This window comes from Paraburkholderia sp. CNPSo 3076 (assembly GCF_026343935.1).
GTDB lineage: Bacteria > Pseudomonadota > Gammaproteobacteria > Burkholderiales > Burkholderiaceae > Paraburkholderia > Paraburkholderia nodosa.
Window position 1 is genome coordinate 1 of record NZ_JAPMAL010000019.1, and the last position, 18,102, is coordinate 18,102.

The 18,102-nt window shown below is 64.2% G+C and carries 18 protein-coding genes; 2 read left to right on the top strand and 16 right to left on the bottom strand.

Annotation, left to right across the window (positions count from 1 at the left end):
- Positions 1-52: 52 nt before the first annotated feature.
- The 4 genes from M3A49_RS22075 to M3A49_RS22090 form a co-directional block, all read right to left on the bottom strand.
- On the bottom strand, positions 53-802 hold the full coding sequence (locus tag M3A49_RS22075) for an electron transfer flavoprotein subunit beta/FixA family protein (protein WP_266230874.1): 750 nt from the start codon (positions 800-802) through the stop codon (positions 53-55).
- 210 nt (positions 803-1,012) lie between these two features.
- Positions 1,013-1,810, bottom strand: coding sequence for a MetQ/NlpA family ABC transporter substrate-binding protein (locus M3A49_RS22080; RefSeq protein ID WP_266230876.1), 798 nt, complete (start codon positions 1,808-1,810; stop codon positions 1,013-1,015).
- A 55-nt stretch (positions 1,811-1,865) separates the two neighbouring features.
- Positions 1,866-2,519: a methionine ABC transporter permease gene (locus M3A49_RS22085; RefSeq protein WP_266230878.1), complete on the bottom strand. Its 654-nt coding sequence runs from the start codon at positions 2,517-2,519 to the stop codon at positions 1,866-1,868.
- Positions 2,509-3,543, bottom strand: a complete 1,035-nt coding sequence (locus tag M3A49_RS22090; RefSeq protein WP_028209080.1) for a methionine ABC transporter ATP-binding protein — start codon at positions 3,541-3,543, stop codon at positions 2,509-2,511. The genes M3A49_RS22085 and M3A49_RS22090 overlap by 11 nt, the downstream gene beginning before the upstream one ends.
- Positions 3,544-3,841: 298 nt before the next feature.
- On the opposite strand from M3A49_RS22090, the gene M3A49_RS22095 reads away from it, so the two are divergent.
- Complete coding sequence (locus M3A49_RS22095) at positions 3,842-4,732, top strand: alpha/beta hydrolase (protein WP_266230881.1); 891 nt, start codon at positions 3,842-3,844, stop codon at positions 4,730-4,732.
- Between the two features lie 13 nt (positions 4,733-4,745).
- On the opposite strand, the gene M3A49_RS22100 is transcribed toward M3A49_RS22095, so the two are convergent.
- Both M3A49_RS22100 and M3A49_RS22105 read right to left on the bottom strand, forming a co-directional pair.
- Positions 4,746-5,540, bottom strand: a complete 795-nt coding sequence (locus M3A49_RS22100; RefSeq protein WP_266230883.1) for an enoyl-CoA hydratase — start codon at positions 5,538-5,540, stop codon at positions 4,746-4,748.
- Positions 5,541-5,604: 64 nt separating this feature from the next.
- Entirely contained in the window at positions 5,605-6,531 is a 927-nt protein-coding gene (locus M3A49_RS22105; RefSeq protein ID WP_266230885.1) for a histone deacetylase family protein, read from the bottom strand.
- Between the two features lie 216 nt (positions 6,532-6,747).
- Between M3A49_RS22105 and mltB the strand changes: the two genes are divergently transcribed.
- Positions 6,748-8,073 carry a lytic murein transglycosylase B gene (mltB, locus tag M3A49_RS22110; RefSeq protein ID WP_266230886.1) on the top strand — a complete coding sequence of 442 codons (1,326 nt, stop codon included), beginning with the start codon at positions 6,748-6,750 and terminating at the stop codon, positions 8,071-8,073.
- 69 nt (positions 8,074-8,142) lie between these two features.
- Here mltB and cysM read toward each other — a convergent pair whose 3' ends face one another.
- From cysM to cmk, 10 genes are all read right to left on the bottom strand, one after another.
- Positions 8,143-9,045: a cysteine synthase CysM gene (gene cysM, locus M3A49_RS22115; protein ID WP_266230888.1), complete on the bottom strand. Its 903-nt coding sequence runs from the start codon at positions 9,043-9,045 to the stop codon at positions 8,143-8,145.
- A 243-nt stretch (positions 9,046-9,288) separates the two neighbouring features.
- Complete coding sequence (locus M3A49_RS22120) at positions 9,289-9,636, bottom strand: ComEA family DNA-binding protein (RefSeq protein WP_266230890.1); 348 nt, start codon at positions 9,634-9,636, stop codon at positions 9,289-9,291.
- Between the two features lie 73 nt (positions 9,637-9,709).
- Complete coding sequence (gene rfaD / locus M3A49_RS22125; RefSeq protein WP_266230892.1) at positions 9,710-10,702, bottom strand: ADP-glyceromanno-heptose 6-epimerase; 993 nt, start codon at positions 10,700-10,702, stop codon at positions 9,710-9,712.
- A 105-nt stretch (positions 10,703-10,807) separates the two neighbouring features.
- The gene (gene rfaE1, locus M3A49_RS22130) at positions 10,808-11,812 is read right to left on the bottom strand and encodes a D-glycero-beta-D-manno-heptose-7-phosphate kinase (protein ID WP_266230894.1); all 1,005 of its coding nucleotides are present in this window, start codon (positions 11,810-11,812) and stop codon (positions 10,808-10,810) included.
- Complete coding sequence (locus M3A49_RS22135; protein WP_254351960.1) at positions 11,784-13,181, bottom strand: UDP-glucose dehydrogenase family protein; 1,398 nt, start codon at positions 13,179-13,181, stop codon at positions 11,784-11,786. The genes rfaE1 and M3A49_RS22135 overlap by 29 nt, the downstream gene beginning before the upstream one ends.
- 113 nt (positions 13,182-13,294) lie before the next feature.
- Positions 13,295-14,470: a lipopolysaccharide assembly protein LapB gene (gene lapB / locus M3A49_RS22140; RefSeq protein WP_266230899.1), complete on the bottom strand. Its 1,176-nt coding sequence runs from the start codon at positions 14,468-14,470 to the stop codon at positions 13,295-13,297.
- Positions 14,471-14,534: 64 nt separating this feature from the next.
- On the bottom strand, positions 14,535-14,828 hold the full coding sequence (locus M3A49_RS22145) for a lipopolysaccharide assembly protein LapA domain-containing protein (RefSeq protein WP_028208175.1): 294 nt from the start codon (positions 14,826-14,828) through the stop codon (positions 14,535-14,537).
- Positions 14,829-15,123: 295 nt separating this feature from the next.
- Positions 15,124-15,447 (bottom strand): integration host factor subunit beta, encoded by a 324-nt coding sequence (locus M3A49_RS22150; RefSeq protein ID WP_027817382.1) that lies wholly within the window; start codon positions 15,445-15,447, stop codon positions 15,124-15,126.
- A gap of 25 nt (positions 15,448-15,472) precedes the next feature.
- On the bottom strand, positions 15,473-17,203 hold the full coding sequence (gene rpsA, locus M3A49_RS22155; protein ID WP_028208176.1) for a 30S ribosomal protein S1: 1,731 nt from the start codon (positions 17,201-17,203) through the stop codon (positions 15,473-15,475).
- Between the two features lie 180 nt (positions 17,204-17,383).
- Positions 17,384-18,079: a (d)CMP kinase gene (gene cmk, locus M3A49_RS22160; RefSeq protein ID WP_028208177.1), complete on the bottom strand. Its 696-nt coding sequence runs from the start codon at positions 18,077-18,079 to the stop codon at positions 17,384-17,386.
- Positions 18,080-18,102 lie beyond the last annotated feature (23 nt).

The following is an 18,102-nucleotide window of genomic DNA, read 5'->3' on the forward strand; positions in this document are numbered from 1 at the left end:
ACTTATTGTCGTGTTCGGCAATAACCAGATTCGTCATTTTCGTCTGCTCCCCTTACAGCACCTTGGCTTCCGTCTTCAGCTTCTCGACCAGCGTCTTCACGTCCGGCACCTTCACGCCTGCCGAACGCTTTGGCGGCTCGGCAACCTTCAGCGTCTTCAGACGCGGCGTGACGTCGACGCCCAGGTCTTCGGGCTTCACGGTTTCCAGCGGCTTCTTCTTCGCCTTCATGATGTTCGGCAGCGTGACGTAGCGCGGCTCGTTCAGGCGCAGATCCGTCGTGACGACCGCGGGCAGCGTGAGCGACAGCGTTTCCGCGCCGCCATCCACTTCGCGCGACACCGTAGCCTTGCCGTCTGCAACCACGACCTTCGAAGCGAACGTAGCCTGCGGGAGGTTCGCCAGTGCGGCGAGCATCTGGCCAGTCTGGTTCGAATCGTCGTCGATGGCCTGCTTGCCGAGAATCACCAGTTGCGGCTGTTCCTTGTCGACGAGCGCCTTCAGGAGCTTGGCCACAGCCAGCGGCTGCAGGTCTTCGTTCGACTCGATCAGGATCGCGCGATCCGCGCCGATGGCCAGCGCCGTGCGCAGCGTTTCCTGCGCTTGCGTCACGCCCGCGGACACCGCGATGACTTCCGTCGCCACGCCCGCTTCCCTCAGACGCACCGCTTCTTCCACGGCGATTTCGTCGAACGGGTTCATCGACATCTTCACGTTGGCGATGTCGACGCCCGTGCCATCCGACTTCACACGAACCTTCACGTTGTAATCGACTACGCGTTTGACTGGCACAAGGACTTTCATTCACATGCTCCGAAGTTACGAATACGTCAACCTGGCGGACATTATAGCGATAGCCCTGTCGGGCCGATCTGCCACCAGCAATTTTCACGAACCACCGCTGCCGCACCCCGGTCGTCAGTAGCGAACGATCGTGCGATTTTACGGTGGAAAAAACCCGGGCATCAAGCCCGGGCGCCGAAAAATATCTCTAATTTCACGGCATCGAGCTGTCTACCAGGAGGTAATGACCGCCCCGCCGAACGTCGTTTCGATGTACCGCTTCACTTCCGGCGAGTGGTACGCGGCGACCAGCTTCGCCACCCAGGGCTTGTTGCGGTCGGCCTCGCGGATCGCGAGGATATTCACGTACGGCCCCTTTGGGTCTTCGATTGCGATCGCGTCCTGTTTCGGCTTCAGGCCCGCCTGCATGGCGAAGTTCGTATTGATTGCGGCGGCGTCCACGTCGTCGAGCGAACGCGGAATCTGCGCGGCGTCGAGTTCGACGATCTTCAGCTTCCTGGGGTTTTCCACGATGTCGAGCGGCGTCGCCTTCAAACCGGCGTCGGCGCGCAACTTGATGAGACCTTGGCTCTGCAGCAGCAGCAAGGCACGGCCGCCATTCGTCGGATCATTCGGCACCGCGATGCGGGCGCCAGGCTTCAGTTCGGCGAGCGATTTGATCTTCTTCGAGTAGATGCCCATCGGGAACGTCACCGTGTCCGCGATCTTGATGAGCTTGTAGCCGCGATCCTTCACCTGCGCGTCGAGATACGGCGCGTGCTGGTAGCTGTTGGCGTCGAGGTCGCCTCCCGCGAGCGCCGCATTCGGCTGCACGTAGTCGGAGAACTCGATGATCTTGATGTTCAGGCCGTTCTTCGCGGCCACGCTCTTCACGACTTCCATCACCTGCTCGTGCGGGCCGCCCGTCACGCCCACCTTGATGGTTTCGTCCGCGTGCGCAGCAAGCGGTGCGATGAGCGAAGCCGCGCCAAGCGCCGCCACGAGCCGGATCATGAAACGACGTTGCATACCCAACCTTTGTCTTGTGTAGTGGTGTTGATCGAAAAACTGCCTGTTTTAAGGCTTATTTATGGCTCAGGCGCCGCACGAGCCAGTCGCCGAACGACTGCACGAGCTGCACGAACACGATCAGGATCACGACCACGATCAGCATGACTTCGGGTTCGAAGCGCTGATAGCCGTAGCGGATACCAAGGTCGCCCAGACCGCCGCCGCCGATCGCGCCAGCCATCGCCGAATAGCCGACGAGCGAGATGAACGTGATGGTGAGCCCGGCCACCACGCCCGGCAGCGACTCGGGCAGCAGCACCTTGAAGACGATCTGGCTCGTGCTCGCACCCATGGCCTGGGCGGCTTCGATCAGGCCGCGATCGACTTCGCGCAGCGCCGTCTCCACGAGCCGCGCGATAAACGGCGCAGCGGCAATGGTGAGCGGCACGACGGCGGCCGCCGTGCCGATCGACGAGCCGACCACGAGACGTGTGAACGGAATCACCGCAACGAGCAGGATGATGAACGGCGTGGAACGCACGGCGTTGACGACCACTCCCATCACGCGATTCGCGGCGATGTTCTGCAGCACGCCGTTGCGGTCGGTGAGATAGAGCAGCACGCCGAGCGGCAGGCCGAAGGCCGCGCCCACGAGCCCCGAGATGCCGACCATGACGAGCGTCTCCCAGAACGACTGGACGAACATGTCGAACATTTCACTCCACATGGGACAGCTCCTCCACCACGACACCTTGTTCGCGCAGCCACGCCATGGCCTGCGCCACCTTCACCGGATCGCCGCCCGCGAGCACCGCGAGCGAGCCGAACGCCTGTCCCTGGATCTCGTCGATCTGGCCGTGCAGGATGTTGAAATCGAGTTCGAAGCGGCGAATCGTCTCCGAGAGAACCGGCTGGTCGACGCCCGTGCCCTTGAACGCGAGGCGCAGCAAGTGGCCGCTGCCCTTCGCGAGATGCTCGGCCACGCGCACCTTGAGCGCGGGCGGCAACTCCTGGGCGATCACGTCGCCGAGCAGCGCGCGCGTGACTTCGTGGCGCGGCTGCAGGAACACGTCGATCACGGGACCGCTTTCCACCACGCGGCCCGCATCGAGCACGGCCACGCGGTCGCAAACCTGTTTGATCACTTCCATCTGGTGCGTGATCATCACGATGGTCAGGTTCAGTTCGCGATTGATCTTGCGCAGCAGGTCGAGAATCGCGCGCGTGGTTTCAGGGTCGAGCGCCGAGGTCGCTTCATCCGAAAGCAGCACCTTCGGCTTGCTCGCGAGCGCGCGCGCAATCCCCACGCGCTGCTTCTGGCCGCCGCTGATCTGCGAGGGATAGCGGTCTTTCTGCGCGGTGAGGCCGACGAGTTCGAGCAGCGGCAGCACCGTCGCTTCGATCTCGGCGCGCTTCACGCCGGCCAGTTCGAGCGGCAGCGCGACGTTGTCGAACACGGTGCGCGACGACAGCAGGTTGAAGTGCTGAAAAATCATGCCGATCTCGCGGCGCGCTTCGCGCAGGTCGGCCGACGAGAGCGATGTGAGCGTGCGCCCGTTGACGACGATGTCGCCTTCGGTGGGCCGCGTGAGCAGGTTGAGGGTGCGCACGAGCGTGCTCTTGCCTGCGCCGCTGCGCCCGATGATGCCGAACACTTCGCCCGGCGGAATCGTCAGATTGACGTTGTGCAGCGCCTCGATCCAGCCTTGTGGGCCGGCGAAGCGCTGGGACACGTTTCGAATTTCGATCATGGAAAAAAGCAAAACGGCGGATGTGCCGCGCGCCGCTCGCGCAGCCGCCCTTGTGAGTAGCGGAAAACGCGTCGCGCCGGCAGACAGCCGCCGTTTGATGGACTGGATTTAGCGCGCCATTTTACCCTGGCACACAAAATTCCTTTTAATAATCAATTTCGATAATTTCATAACTGATTTGCATTAGAGGGTTCTGGCGGCGCGCGGCTGCCCGCGCGGCCGCTACACTGCTGCCGACAGACCGATACCGAAAACGAACCGCCACGACCTGCCACGAATCGCCCAAACAGGGAGCGAGATGGAGACCAGTCAGAACATCGCCATGGCGCAAGCCGCCGAACCCGCCGGGCAAGCGACGCTGCCTACACGTGACGGCGTCGAACTGCCGCTCTACGTCTGGCGCGCGAGCGCGCCGCCGCGTGCGGCCATCGCGCTGGTTCATGGCCTGGCGGAACACGCGGGCCGCTATGCAGCGCTTGCCGCGCGGCTGAACGGCGCGGGCATCGATGTCTACGCAATCGATCTGCGCGGTCACGGGCATGCCCCCGGCCGCCGCACCTGGGTTGCGCACTTCGACGAATATCTCGACGACGCCGAGGCGCTCCTCGCCCACGCGAGCGCACAATGCGCCGCACAGGGCACACCGCTCTTCCTGATGGGACACAGCATGGGCGGCGCAATCGCTGCGCTCCATGCCGTCGAGCGCCTGCGGCAATCGCGCGTACCGCTCGCGGGCCTGCTGCTCTCGAGCGCGGCGCTCGCGCCGGGCCGCGACGTGCCCGCGTGGAAAATCGCCGCGAGCCGCGTGATCAGCGCGATCTGGCCGACCTTTCCGGCCATGAAGATCGACGCGGCGCTGCTCGCGCGCGTGCGCGACGTGGTCGAAGCCAATCGCGCCGATCCGCTCGTGCATCACGGCGCGATTCCCGCCCGCACGGGAGCGCAATTGCTGGAAGCGATGAAGCGCATCGAGGCGGGACGCGCGCAACTGCGGCTACCCGTGCTGATCTGGCATGGCACCGAGGACAAGCTCACCGAGCCCGAAGGCAGCCTCGCTTTCGGCGCGAACGTGGGATCGCCCGATCGAACGCTCACGCTTTATGAAGGCAGCTACCACGAAACGCTCAACGACCTCGATCGGGAGCGCGTAATTGGCGCGCTGATCGACTGGATCGACCGGCGCGTCTGACCGGCCACGCGCGTCACTTCGCGCTGCGTTTCTCGATGAACGCCTGCACGCCGTCGAGCGCGGGGTCGGTCATCATGTTGCAGGCCATGGTCTGCCCGGCCAGTTGATACGCGGCATCAATGCCCATTTCGAGCTGCCGGTAGAAGAGCCCCTTGCCTGCCGCGACCGCCTCGCGCGGCTTCGCGCAGATGCTCGCGGCCAGTGCGGTCACGGCGGCGTCGAGTTCGTCGGCGGGTACCACGCGGTTCACGAGGCCTTCGCGCAACGCCTTCTCCGCGTCGATGAATTCGCCCGTCATCAGCATCTCGAAGGCCGCCTTGCGCGAGACGTTGCGCGAGAGCGGCACAGCGGGCGTCGAGCAAAAGAGCCCGAGATTGATGCCCGATACCGCAAAGCGCGCCGAGTCCGCCGCCACCGCCAGATCGCACATCGCGACGAGCTGGCAGCCCGCCGCCGTCGCCACGCCTTGCACGCGCGCAATGACGGGCTGCGGCATCTTTTGAATCGCGAGCATCATCTTCGAGCAGCGCTCGAACAGCTTCGCGTAGTACTCGTGCGACGGCGCCGCGCGCATTTCCCGAAGATCGTGGCCGGCGCAGAACGCGCGCCCCGCCGCTGCGATCACGACTACGCGCGCGTCAGATTGCGCCAGCGCGGCGAGTTCGCCCTGCAAGGCATCGATGAGCGCTTCGGAAAGCGCGTTGAACGCATCCGGGCGGTTCAGCGTAAGGCACACGACGCCCGGCACGCCATACGCGTCGCGTGCGACTTCGACGAGCGACGGTGATGAAGAGGGAATGGCACTCACGTTGCGCGTCTCCTTCGTTCGAATGTGTGCGATGCGGGTCCGCGCTCAAGGCCGCGCAGGCCGCCTAGATATCCGCCAGCACGCGCAGATGCGCCACCACGCTGCGGCCAAGCGCCGAGAGGTTATAGCCGCCTTCGAGGCTGCTCACGATGCGCCCCTTCGCATAGCGGCCCGCGATCTCGCGAATCTGCTCCGTGATCCATGCGAAGTCGTCCTCCACGAGGCCCATGTTGCCGAGGTCGTCTTCGCGATGGGCGTCGAAGCCCGCCGAGACGAACACCATCTCCGGCTTGAACTCGTGCAGCCGCGGCAGCCACATGATGTCGATGGCCTCACGCACTTCCATACCTTTCGTGCGCGCCGCGATCGGCAGATTGACCATGTTCGGTGCCGGATTCTCGGCCCCCGAATACGGATAGAACGGATGCTGAAAGAAACTGCACATCAGCACGCGCGAGTCGCCCGCGAACGCCGCCTCGGTACCATTGCCGTGATGCACGTCGAAATCGACGATCGCGACGCGCTCCAGGCCATGGACTTCGAGTGCATGGCGCGCCGCGATCGCGATGTTGTTGAAGAAGCAAAAACCCATCGCGCGCGCGGGTTCCGCGTGATGGCCGGGCGGGCGCACGCTGCAGAACGCGTTCTCGTAGCGCCCGGCGAGCACCGCGTCGGTGGCCGCAATCGCCGCGCCCGCCGCGCGCAGCGCCGCCTGCCACGTGTGCGGATTCATCAGCGTGTCGGGGTCGATGCTCGCGTAGCCTTCCTTGGGCGCCGTGTTGCGGATGAAGTCGATGTGCGCCTGGGTATGCACGCGCAAGAGGTCCGCCTCGGTCGCGAGCGGCGCCGATTCGTCGCGCTCGATCAGCGCGTCGATGCGGCTCGCGATCAGCTGGTCTTCGATGGCCTGCAGACGCGCGGGGCATTCAGGATGCCATTCGCCCATCTCGTGCAGCAGAAAATCGGGGTGAGAGAAGAAACCGGTCGTCATGAGTCGCACTCGCCGCGGGCTTCGCGCACGCGCGCGGCCGCGGGTCTCCTTCTGTCTATTGTCTGGCGGCGCGCCGGCTGGCGCGCGAACAGACACCACGTTACCACAGCGACCTGGTGCTCACGCGCCACGCCGGCGCGCAGCGGCCCAATTCCCAGAAGGCGCTCGGTTATACTGCCCGGGTTCTTCCTGGACCGCTCTCCCCCTCTCGCTCTCATGACGCTCAAGACCGCTCTGTCCGCCTCCAGCCGCCCACGTCGCACGACCCTCGCCCTCGCGCTTTGCGTCGCGGCGTCGTTGTGCACCGGCGCGGCGCGCGCGCAAACTGCCGCGCCGAAATCGCGACAGACGCCGCTCACGCTCGCGCAGGCACAGCCGCAAACGCCGACGCAGGGCCAGACGTTCGAAGAGGAAATCGTCCCGCAGCGCTACGTGAACAATCCGGACGTCGACGGCTTCATCAATGACATGGTGGCGCGCTACGACTTCGATCCCACCGCACTGCATGCGCTTTTCGCGAGCGCGAGTTATTCGGCGACGGCGGTGAAGCTCGTCACGCCCTCGCCCGTTCCGGGCGTGAAGAACTGGCGCGCGTATCAGGCGCGCTTCCTCGACCCCGTGCGCATCAATGCGGGCGTGAGCTTCTGGCGCGCGAACCAGGCCACGCTGCAGCGCGCGTCGGAAGAGTTTGGCGTGCCGCCCGAGGTGATCGTGGGCATCATCGGCGTGGAGACGATCTACGGCCGCTACATGGGCAACTTCCGCGCACTCGATGCGCTCACTACGCTCGCCTTCGATTATCCGAACACGCCGAACCGCGCCGAGCGCATGGCGACGTTCCGCAAGAATCTCGAGGACTACCTCGTGTGGACGCGCGACGCGCAGATTGATCCGTCGTCGGTGCTCGGCTCGTACACGGGCGCGATCGGCATTCCGCAGTTCCTGCCGAGCAGCATCGTGCAGTACGCGGTGGACTACGAAGGCAACAATCACATCGACCTGCGCGCGAGCACGGCCGACGCGATCGGCAGCGTGGCGAACTATCTGCGGCAGAACGGGTGGGAATCGGGGCGGCCCGTGGTATGGAATATCGCCACCGATGCGGGCAGCCTCGGTATTGCACAGGCCGCCGCCGACGGCAAGCCCGAACCACGCTGGCCGCTGAGCCAGTTGCTGCGCTCGGGCCTCGTGCTCGACCAGCCGGACGTGGACCTCGCCGCCGAGGCAGGCACGCCTGTTACGGTGATCGACCTGCCTTCGCCTGGCCGCGGCACTGAGTACAAGCTCGGGCTCAAGAACTTTTATGTGCTGACGCGCTATAACCGCAGCTTCTTCTACGCGCTCGCGGTGTATCAGCTGGGCATGCGCGTGAAGGCGCAGATGCTGGCGACGCAGCCGGGCGTGGGTGTGGGCCCGGCGAACGGAAATGGTGGAAATGGCGACAACGGCGGCATCAATGGCGGCAACGGAAATGGCAACGGCAACGGGATGAACAGTGCCCCGAATGGTACGGGCACGACGCCACCCGCACAGCAAGACTGATTTCAGCGGTACAAAGCAAAACGGCCTTTGGAAACACCGAAGGCCGTTTTTTTTGCGTCCGCACTTCAATCAGGCGGGAAACACACCCGTAGAGAGATACCGGTCGCCACGATCGCAGACGATGAACACGATCGTCGCGTTTTCGAGCTGGCGTGCAAGACGCATCACCACCTCACATGCGCCGCCCGACGAGATACCCGCGAAAATGCCCTCGACCGAGGCGAGACGGCGCGCCATGTTCTCAGCGGCGGCCTGACTCACGTTCTCCACGCGATCCACGCGGCTGCGGTCGAAAATCTTCGGCATATACGCTTCGGGCCACTTGCGAATGCCCGGAATGCGCGAGCCTTCTTCCGGCTGCGCGCCGACGATCTCGATCGCCTGATTCTTTTCTTTCAGGAACTGGGACGTGCCCATGATCGTGCCGGTCGTGCCCATCGACGAAACAAAGTGCGTGATGCGCCCTTCGGTGTCGCGCCAGATTTCCGGGCCGGTGGTCTCGTAGTGGGCAAGCGGATTGTCGGGATTGGCGAACTGGTCGAGGATGATGCCCTTGCCGTCGCGCTGCATTTGCTCGGCGAGGTCGCGCGCATATTCCATGCCGCCCTTGACCGGCGTGAGCATGATTTCGGCGCCGTAAGCCGCCATGCTCTGGCGGCGCTCCACCGAGAGGTCCTCCGGCATGATGAGCACCATCTTGTAGCCACGGATAGCCGCCGTCATGGCGAGCGCGATACCCGTATTGCCGCTCGTCGCTTCGATGAGCGTGTCGCCCGGCTTGATGCGGCCGCGCTCTTCGGCCTTACGGATCATCGAGAGCGCCGGGCGGTCCTTCACCGACCCAGCCGGGTTGTTGCCTTCCAGCTTGGCTAGCACGACATTGTTGCGGGCGCGGATTTCGTCGTCCGGCAGGCGAACGAGCTGCACGAGCGGTGTATTGCCGATCGTGTCTTCAATGGTCTTGTAGGGCATGGAAATGGCAGTGAGGCGCGATGACGTGAACTGTCGATTCTAAACCACGCGGGCAGCGACCGCTGGGGATCCATAACGCTGGTATGGACGCAGTCTGGCGACCCAACCTCCATGCGCGGCAAAAAGCCCGCGGCCCGGGCCGCGGGTCAACGTCGCGGGTCGACATCACCTGGGCGACACCTGAAGGAAACTGCGCCCCGCGACGGTGAAACACGACGCGCGGGGTAACACGCAAGCGCACGGCTACTTCTTGACCGCCACGGCGGTCTGCGGCGCGCCCGCCTTCGCGGGCGTTGCCTGTGCAACCTTCGCCTGCGCCGCCTGGGGCTGCGCGGGACCGACCGCCAATCCTTCGGCCTGCAAACGTTCGACGGTATGGCCGCCCATGCCCTTCACTCGCTTGCCGAGGTCACTGGCATCCTTGTACGGGCCGTGCGCGCTGCGCTCGTCGAGAATGGCCTTGGCGCGCGCCGGCCCCACGCCCTTGATGCCGCGAAGCGCGTCTTCGTTGGCGGTGTTGACGTCCACGGCCGCGAAGGCGTGGCTGAATACGGCCAGAAGCGCGGCCGCCGCAAGGACTTTTCGGAACATGCTGGATCTCCCTGAAAACGCCGGCGACCATCGCCGGCGAGGAGAGTCCAGTTTATGAAGTCAGGGCTTCGCGTTACACCTGGCCAGAAAGCCAACGTACGTAACGATCCACCCCTTCCTGCACCGTCAGGAACGGCGCGTCGTAACCTGCTGCGCGCAGCTTCGACTGGTCCGCTTGCGTGAAGCACTGATACTTGCCGCGCAGTGCGTCGGGGAACGGGATGTACTCGATCAGCCCTTCCTTGACCTGCTCCGCGAGCGAGAGCGCGGGCTTGCCTTCCATCGCGCGCAGCGTGTTCACCACGGTCGTGGCGATGTCGTTGAACGGCTGGGCGCGCCCGCTGCCCAGATTGAAGATGCCCGTCTTCTCCGGATGATCGAAGAAGAACAGGTTGACCTTCACCACGTCCTCGACGGAGACGAAGTCGCGCGTCTGCTCGCCCGGCGCATAACCGTTGTATTCGCCGAATAGCTTCACGCGGCCTTCGGCGCGGAACTGGTTGAAGTTGTGGAACGCGACCGAAGCCATGCGCGCCTTGTGCGTCTCGCGCGGGCCATATACGTTGAAGTAGCGAAAGCCCGCAATCTGGCTTTGCGCAGTGGGCAGCACGCGGCGGATCACCTGGTCGAACAGGAACTTCGAATAGCCGTACACATTGAGCGGCGCTTCCACGTCGCGCTCTTCGACGAAGCGCGTCGAGCCGCCATAGATCGCCGCCGACGACGCATACAGAAACTGCACGCGCTGTGCGAGACACGCGTCGAGCACGGCGCGGCTATAGCGGAAGTTGTTGTCCATCATGTAGCGGCCGTCGGTTTCCATCGTGTCCGAACAGGCGCCTTCGTGGAACACCGCGCGCACGTCGCCGAAATCGCCGCGCGCGAAGCGCTCCACGAACTCGGTCTTGTCGATGTAGTCGTCGATCTCGCAATCGACGAGATTCCTGAACTTGTCCGCGCGGGTGAGATTGTCGACGGCGATGATGCGGTCTTCGCCGCGTTCGTTCAGCGCCTTGACGATGTTGCTGCCGATGAAGCCGGCCGCGCCGGTGACGATGAGGGTCATGATAGGTCTGCGGTGACGAGGTTCACGCGAGGTTGATGCCCCGCCGGAAAAAAACTCCGGGAATTCCGGCCGGGGTGCGAGCACCGCGCGCTCGCGTGCGCAACGTTATTGAAAGAGTTCGTCGTAGTCGACGGTGGCCGTACCGAGCTTGCCCACCACGATGCCGGCCGCGCGATTCGCGAGCGCGACACCCTCGACGAGCGGCAAGCCCGCGCCCAGCATGACCGCGACGGTCGCGATCACCGTGTCGCCGGCGCCCGAGACATCATACACTTCGCGCGCGTCGGCCGCCGCGTGCAGCGCGCCGTCATCGGAAAAGAGCGTCATACCCTCTTCCGAGCGCGTGAGCAGCAGTGCGTCGAACTGCAGTTCGCGGCGCAGCTTCGTCACGCGCGCGTGCAGGTCCTCCTCGGACTTCCACGTGCCCACCACTTCGCGCAGCTCCGCGCGGTTCGGCGTGATGAGGCTCGCGCCGCGATAGCGCTCCCAGTCGTCGCCCTTGGGATCGACGAGCACCGCCTTGCCCGCGGCGCGCGCCTTCGCGATCATCTGCGTAACGTGCGTGAGGCCGCCCTTGGCGTAGTCGGAGAGCAGAATCACGTCGTGCGTCGGCAGCAGCGCGTCGAAACGCGCGAGGCTGGCAAGCAGGATCTCGTGCGCGGGCGTATTTTCGAAGTCCACGCGCAAGAGCTGTTGCTGGCGCGACAGCACGCGAAGCTTGATGGTGGTCGGCAATGCGGGATCGCGCTCGAGATACGCGTTCACGTTGCTTTCGTCGAGCAACTCGACGATGCGCTCGCCGGGTTCGTCGTGGCCCACCACGCACAGGAGGCCCGCATGGGCACCGAGCGCAGCCGCGTTGCGCGCGACGTTCGCGGCACCGCCCAGGCGGTCTTCCTTGCGCTGCACATGCACGACCGGCACCGGCGCTTCCGGCGAGATGCGGTTGACGTCGCCAAACCAGTAGCGGTCGAGCATGACGTCGCCCACCACCAGCACGCGCGAGGTAGCGAGCTTTTCGCGCGGCACGACGCGCACTTCGGGCGCGATAGCGGTGGCAAGCGCGGCGACGGGCGTGGTTTCAGGCTGCGGAGTTTGCGAGATTGACATGAGGCCGCCCAATCGAGTGATAGTCAATGCCGAGCTCCGCCATGGTGTCGGGCTCGTAGAGGTTGCGTCCGTCAAAGATACGCGGCGCCTTGAGCACCTTCTTCAAATGCGCGAAATCGGGCGCCTTGAAGGCGGTCCATTCGGTGACGATCACGAGCGCGTCCGCGCCCGTGAGCGCGTCGTCCTGGCTCGACGCGAACGTCAGGCGCGCGTGCTGCTCCGGCGCGTGCGCCAGATCGAGCGCGAACACGCGCTGCGCCTCCTCGGCCGCGACCGGGTCCCACGCCGCCACCGTGGCGCCGCGCGAGAGCAGGTCGGCGATCAGGCGGCGGCTCGGCGCTTCGCGCATGTCGTCGGTGTTCGGCTTGAACGCGAGGCCCCACACGGCAAAGTGCTTGCCGGTAAGGTCATCGCCGCAGACTCTCGCGATCTTCTTCACGAGCACTTCCTTCTGGCCGTGATTGACCTCCTCGACCGCTTCGAGCACGCGCAGGTTCTGGCCCGACTCCGCGGCCGTGCGGATCAGCGCCTGCACGTCCTTCGGGAAGCATGAGCCGCCATAGCCGCAGCCCGCATAGAGAAAGTGATAGCCGATGCGCGGATCGGAGCCGATGCCGCGGCGCACCGACTCGATGTCGGCGCCCACGCGGTCGGCGAGATTCGCCATTTCGTTCATGAACGAGATGCGCGTGGCGAGCATGGCGTTGGCCGCGTACTTCGTGAATTCGGCGGAGCGCACGTCCATGTAGATCGTGCGTTCGTGATTGCGGTTGAACGGCGCGTAGAGACGCTTCATCTTCTCGCGCGCGGCGGTGCCGTTCTCGTCCTCGTCGAGGCCGATGATGATGCGGTCCGGGCGCATGAAGTCGTCCACGGCCGCGCCCTCTTTGAGGAACTCGGGGTTCGACACGACCGAGAAGCGGTGATCCACGCTATGCGCGAGGCCGCGTTTCGCCAGCTCCTCGGCCAGCACGCCGTGCACGCGCTGCGCCGTGCCGACCGGCACCGTCGACTTGTCGACAACCACCTTGAAGCCGTTCATGTGGCGGCCGATGCTGCGCGCCGCCTCGAGCACATATTGAAGATCGGCCGAGCCGTCTTCGTCAGGCGGCGTGCCCACGGCGATGAACTGCACTTCGCCGTGCTCGACGCTCGCCGCGATGTCGGTGGAAAAGGTAATGCGCCCGGCCGCGCGGTTGCGCGCGATGAGTTCGAGCAGGCCCGGCTCGTGGATCGGGACGCCGCCGCCATTCAGGATATCGATCTTGCGCGGATCGACATCGAGGCAAAACACGTCGTGGCCGATTTCGGCAAGACACGCACCGGTGACGAGGCCGACGTAGCCGGTACCGACAATGGTGATCTTCATAGGCGCTCCGGTGACAGATGCGGATGTTGGAATGACTGTGGGCGCGGCCGGCTAGGCGCGGCCGGCTAGGCGCGGCCGGCCAGGTGCCGGCTGGGCGCGCGCGCCCTTAAGGCTCAGCTCGACGCGGGAACCGGCTCGACGCGGCGCGGCGCATAGGTTTCCCAGCCGCTGCAGCCCGGACACTGCCAGTAGAAGAGGCGCGCCCGGAAGCCGCAGTTCTGGCAGGTGTAGCGAGGCAGATTCTTGGTGCGCTGCTGGAGCAGCTTGCGCATCAGCTCGAGTTCGCCGCGGCGCGGCTCTTCGGCCGTGGCCTGCTGGGCTTCGAGCAGGCGCGCCATACCGGCGAGGTTCGGCGACTTCTGCATCTGCGTACGCGCGAGCGCATGCGCCGCGTCGGGGCCGCGTAGCGCGGCGACATACTTGTAGGCGACGTCGAGCAGATCGTTTGACGGATACGCGTCGACCCACGTCGTGAGCAATTGCGCGCCCTCTTCGGCGCGGCCGAGCGTCTCGTAGGCCTTCATGACCTTTTCGGCGACGAGCGGCAGATACGCGGGATTTTGCGCCTCGACTTCGCGCCAGTGGCCGAGCGCCGTCTCGCAATCGTCGCTGGCCGCATCGACGTCGCCCGCGAGGATCGTCGCGCGCACGTTCTGCGAGTTGGCCTTGAGCGCGAGCGCCAGTTGACGGCGCGCTTCGTCGGGCTTCTTCTGCTGGAGCGCTTCCTGCGCGAGTTCGCAATGGAACTGCGCGATCTCGAGGTCGAGCGACGCCGCGCCCATCGTTTCGAGATGACGTGCGGTGTCGATGCAGCGGTTCCAGTCCTTCTCGATCTCGTAGATCGCGAGCAGTGCGCGCTGTGCGCCGAGCGCGAAGTCGCCCGACTTGAGCTTGCTGAAGGTCTCTTCGGCGCGGTCGAGCATGCCGGCCTTCAGAAAATCCTGGCCGAGTTCATACAGCGCGTGGTCGCGCTCGTTCACGGGCAGGTCGGAACGCGACAGCAGATTCTGGTGCACGCGGATCGCGCGGTCGGTTTCGCCGCGGCGGCGAAACAGATTGCCGAGCGCGAAGTGCAGTTCGACGGTTTCGGGGTCGAGCTTGGCGACCTCGATGAACGCGTCGATGGCCTTGTCCGGCTGCTCGTTGAGCAGGAAATTCAGGCCGCGAAAATACGAGCGCGGCAGGTTGGCGCTTTCGGAAAGCAGTGCCTTCAGGTCGTAGCGCGAGGCCATCCAGCCGAGCGCGAAAGCCACGGGAATGACGAGGAGCCACCAAAAATCGAGATCCATGCGAGCGATGGTATGAGCGAAAAATCAGCCGCACGCATTCAGGCGCGCGGCACGGCAATACAAATCAGATGAGCGGCGGCAGCGGCGGCTCGACGCTCGGCGTGGGCGTTTCACGCGCCACCCGCAAGTCGCGCTTGAGGCGGCCGTTTTCCATGCGCAGCCGGAACACGCCGGGCAGCGCGGAGAGCAGGCCCGCCAGCAGCCCCACCACAAAAAACGCGAGGCCGATCAGGATCAGCGGAGCCTGCCACGAGTATCCGGCCAGAAAGTTCAGCGTCGCGGTTTGCGTGTTGGCGAGCGCGAGTACGAGCAGCAGTACGAACACCAGCACACGGATCACCCAGGCGATCAATCTCATTGAAGGATTCTCTTGGCAGTTGAGAAAGGCGCCGGCGTGGCGGACATGCTGCGCCGCAGCACAAGCCGCGCCGAAGTGTCCCGTATTGTAATTGAACGGCTCGCGGGCCGACACGTGTGCGCGAGTGCAGCGCCGGATCAAATCGGGGCGCCCGCGCAAACAGCGTCGAAAAGGCGCAGACGAAAAAAAAGCGCCGGGGTTGTTCACCCCAGCGCTCTTTACCGGTCCATGCGTTCTGGCCATCTGGCATTGACCGCCGACGACCGCAATCGCCTGATCGAAAACGATCCAACGCTTACAGGTCGTCGTCCGGCTCGTCCGCCTTCAGCGGCTCGCCCGAATTACGGTCCACGCGCTCGCGCAGCTCCTTGCCCGGCTTGAAGTGCGGCACGAACTTCTCAGGCACCAGCACCTTTTCACCCGACTTGGGATTGCGACCGACGCGCGACGGCCGACGATTCAGGCCGAAGCTGCCAAAGCCACGAATTTCGATGCGATGGCCCTTGGCAAGCGCCTCGGACATCGCATCGAGCATCGTCTTGACCGCGAAATCCGCGTCCTTGAGAACAAGTTGCGGAAATCGCGTAGCCAGCTGCGCGACCAATTCAGATTTGGTCATACTTCAGCTTGCCCCCGTTTGAGGCTTACTGGTTCTGGCCGTCGAGCTTGGCCTTCAGCAGCGCGCCGAGGTTGGTCGTGCCGGTGGCAGCCGAACCCGTATCCGACGACATGCTGCGCATTGCTTCCTGCGTTTCAGCCGAGTCTTTCGCCTTGATCGACAGGTTGATGCCACGCGACTTGCGATCGATGTTGATAATCATCGCGTTGACCTTGTCGCCTTCCTTCAGCACGTTGCGAGCATCTTCCACGCGATCTTGTGCGATTTCCGAAGCACGCAGGTAGCCTTCGACGTCGGCGTTCAGCGTCACGACTGCGCCCTTGGCGTCAACCGACTTGACCACGCCGTCGACGATCGAACCCTTGTCGTTCATCGCAACGAAGTTGCTGAACGGGTCGCCTTCGAGCTGCTTGATGCCGAGCGAAATGCGTTCCTTCTCGACGTCGATGCCCAGAACCACGGCTTCGACTTCGTCGCCCTTCTTGTACTTGCGAACAGCTTCTTCGCCGGTTTCCGACCACGACAGGTCCGAAAGGTGAACCAGACCGTCGATGCCGCCAGGCAGGCCGATGAAGACGCCGAAGTCGGTGATCGACTTGATCGCGCCTTGCAGCTTGTCGCCCTTCTTGAAGTTGCGGCTGAAGTCATCCCACGGATTCGGCTTGCACTGCTTCATGCCGAGCGAGATGCGGCGGCGGTCTTCGTCGATCTCGAGGACCATGACTTCGACTTCGTCGCCCAGCTGGACAACCTTCGACGGAGCAACGTTCTTGTTGGTCCAGTCCATTTCCGACACGTGAACCAGGCCTTCGATGCCCGATTCGACTTCGACGAACGCGCCGTAGTCGGTGATGTTCGTGACCTTGCCGAACAGGCGCGTGCCCGACGGGTAACGGCGCGAGATGCCTTCCCACGGATCGTCGCCCAGTTGCTTGATACCGAGCGAAACGCGGTTCTTTTCCTGGTCGAACTTGAGGATCTTCGCGGTGACTTCCTGGCCAACCGAGAGAACTTCGCTCGGGTGACGCACGCGACGCCATGCGATGTCGGTGATGTGCAGCAGGCCGTCGATGCCGCCGAGGTCCACGAACGCGCCGTAGTCGGTGATGTTCTTGACCACGCCGTTGACGATCGCGCCTTCCTTGAGCGTTTCGAGCAGCTTTGCGCGCTCTTCGCCTTGCGTGGCTTCGATCACTGCGCGGCGCGACAGCACGACGTTGTTACGCTTGCGGTCGAGCTTGATGACGCGGAATTCGAGGGTCTTGCCTTCGTACGGCGTCGTGTCCTTGACCGGACGCGTGTCGACGAGCGAACCCGGCAGGAACGCGCGGATGCCGTTGACCATGACGGTCATGCCGCCCTTGACCTTGCCCGTGATCGTGCCGGTCACGAGTTCGTTGTTGTCGAGAGCCTTTTCCAGCGACAGCCACGAAGCGAGACGCTTCGCCTTGTCGCGCGACAGGATGGTGTCGCCGTAGCCGTTTTCCAGCGCGTCGATCGCGACGGAAACGAAATCACCCGCCTGCACTTCCACTTCACCCGCGTCGTTCAGGAATTCTTCGAGCGGAATATAGGCTTCGGACTTGAGACCAGCATTGACGACCACGAAGTTGTGGTCGACGCGCACGACTTCGGCGGAAATCACTTCGCCGGCGCGCATGTCCTGGCGGGTCAGCGACTCTTCGAACAGAGCCGCGAAAGATTCGGTATTCGGGGTGGAGGTTTGCAGGTCGGACATAAAAATCTGGATTTGCATGGTTTTCGCTACCTCGCCAGTCGGTCTTGACTGCCGGGCGTTGAGGCCGGAACACGATGCTCGCGGCGCAGATGCAAAAGCCATACGGGGTTAAAGGGTTTAACACACGCCCTGTTGCTTTCCAGGGCACCTACTCGTACTGCTACTGCGTTCTTTACTGCGCTTTGCCCCGTTCGCGGATTACCGTACGGGCCGCAGTTGGCTAGACTCCTGATACCACTGCACCACCTGTTCGACCGCCTGGTCGACGGAGAGCGCCGAAGTATCGAGAAGCTGCGCATCTGCTGCAGGCTTGAGCGGTGCGGCCGCGCGGTTACTGTCGCGCGCGTCGCGTCCACGCAAATCCCGAAGCAAGTCATCCATATTAGCAGAAAAACCTTTTTGGATCAATTGCTTATGCCGGCGGGCCGCACGGGCCTCCACGCTGGCCGTTAAAAACACCTTCAGAACGGCGTCCGGGAAGATCACGGTGCCCATGTCGCGGCCATCCGCGACGAGCCCGGGAAGCTTGCGAAACGCCCGCTGGCGCGCCACGAGCGCGGTGCGCACGGCCGGATGCGCAGCGATCATCGAGGCGCGGTTGCCCACTTCCTCGGCACGGATTTCGTTCGAAACGTCAACGCCATCGAGTTGCGCAAGCCCCTCGCGGAACGTGATATGGAGATCGTCGATCAGCTTCGCAAGGTTCTCGGCGTCGTCGGCCGCAATCGCGTAGCGCATGCTCGCGAGCGCCGCCAGCCGGTACAGCGCGCCGCTGTCGAGCAGGTGAAAGCCGAGCTGCGCGGCGACTAGCGCGGCCACCGTGCCCTTGCCGGAAGCAGTCGGGCCGTCGATCGTGATGACGGGCGTCGGATAAAAGGGACGGGTCGATTTCATGCGGCAAAGGTACTCGGCTTCAT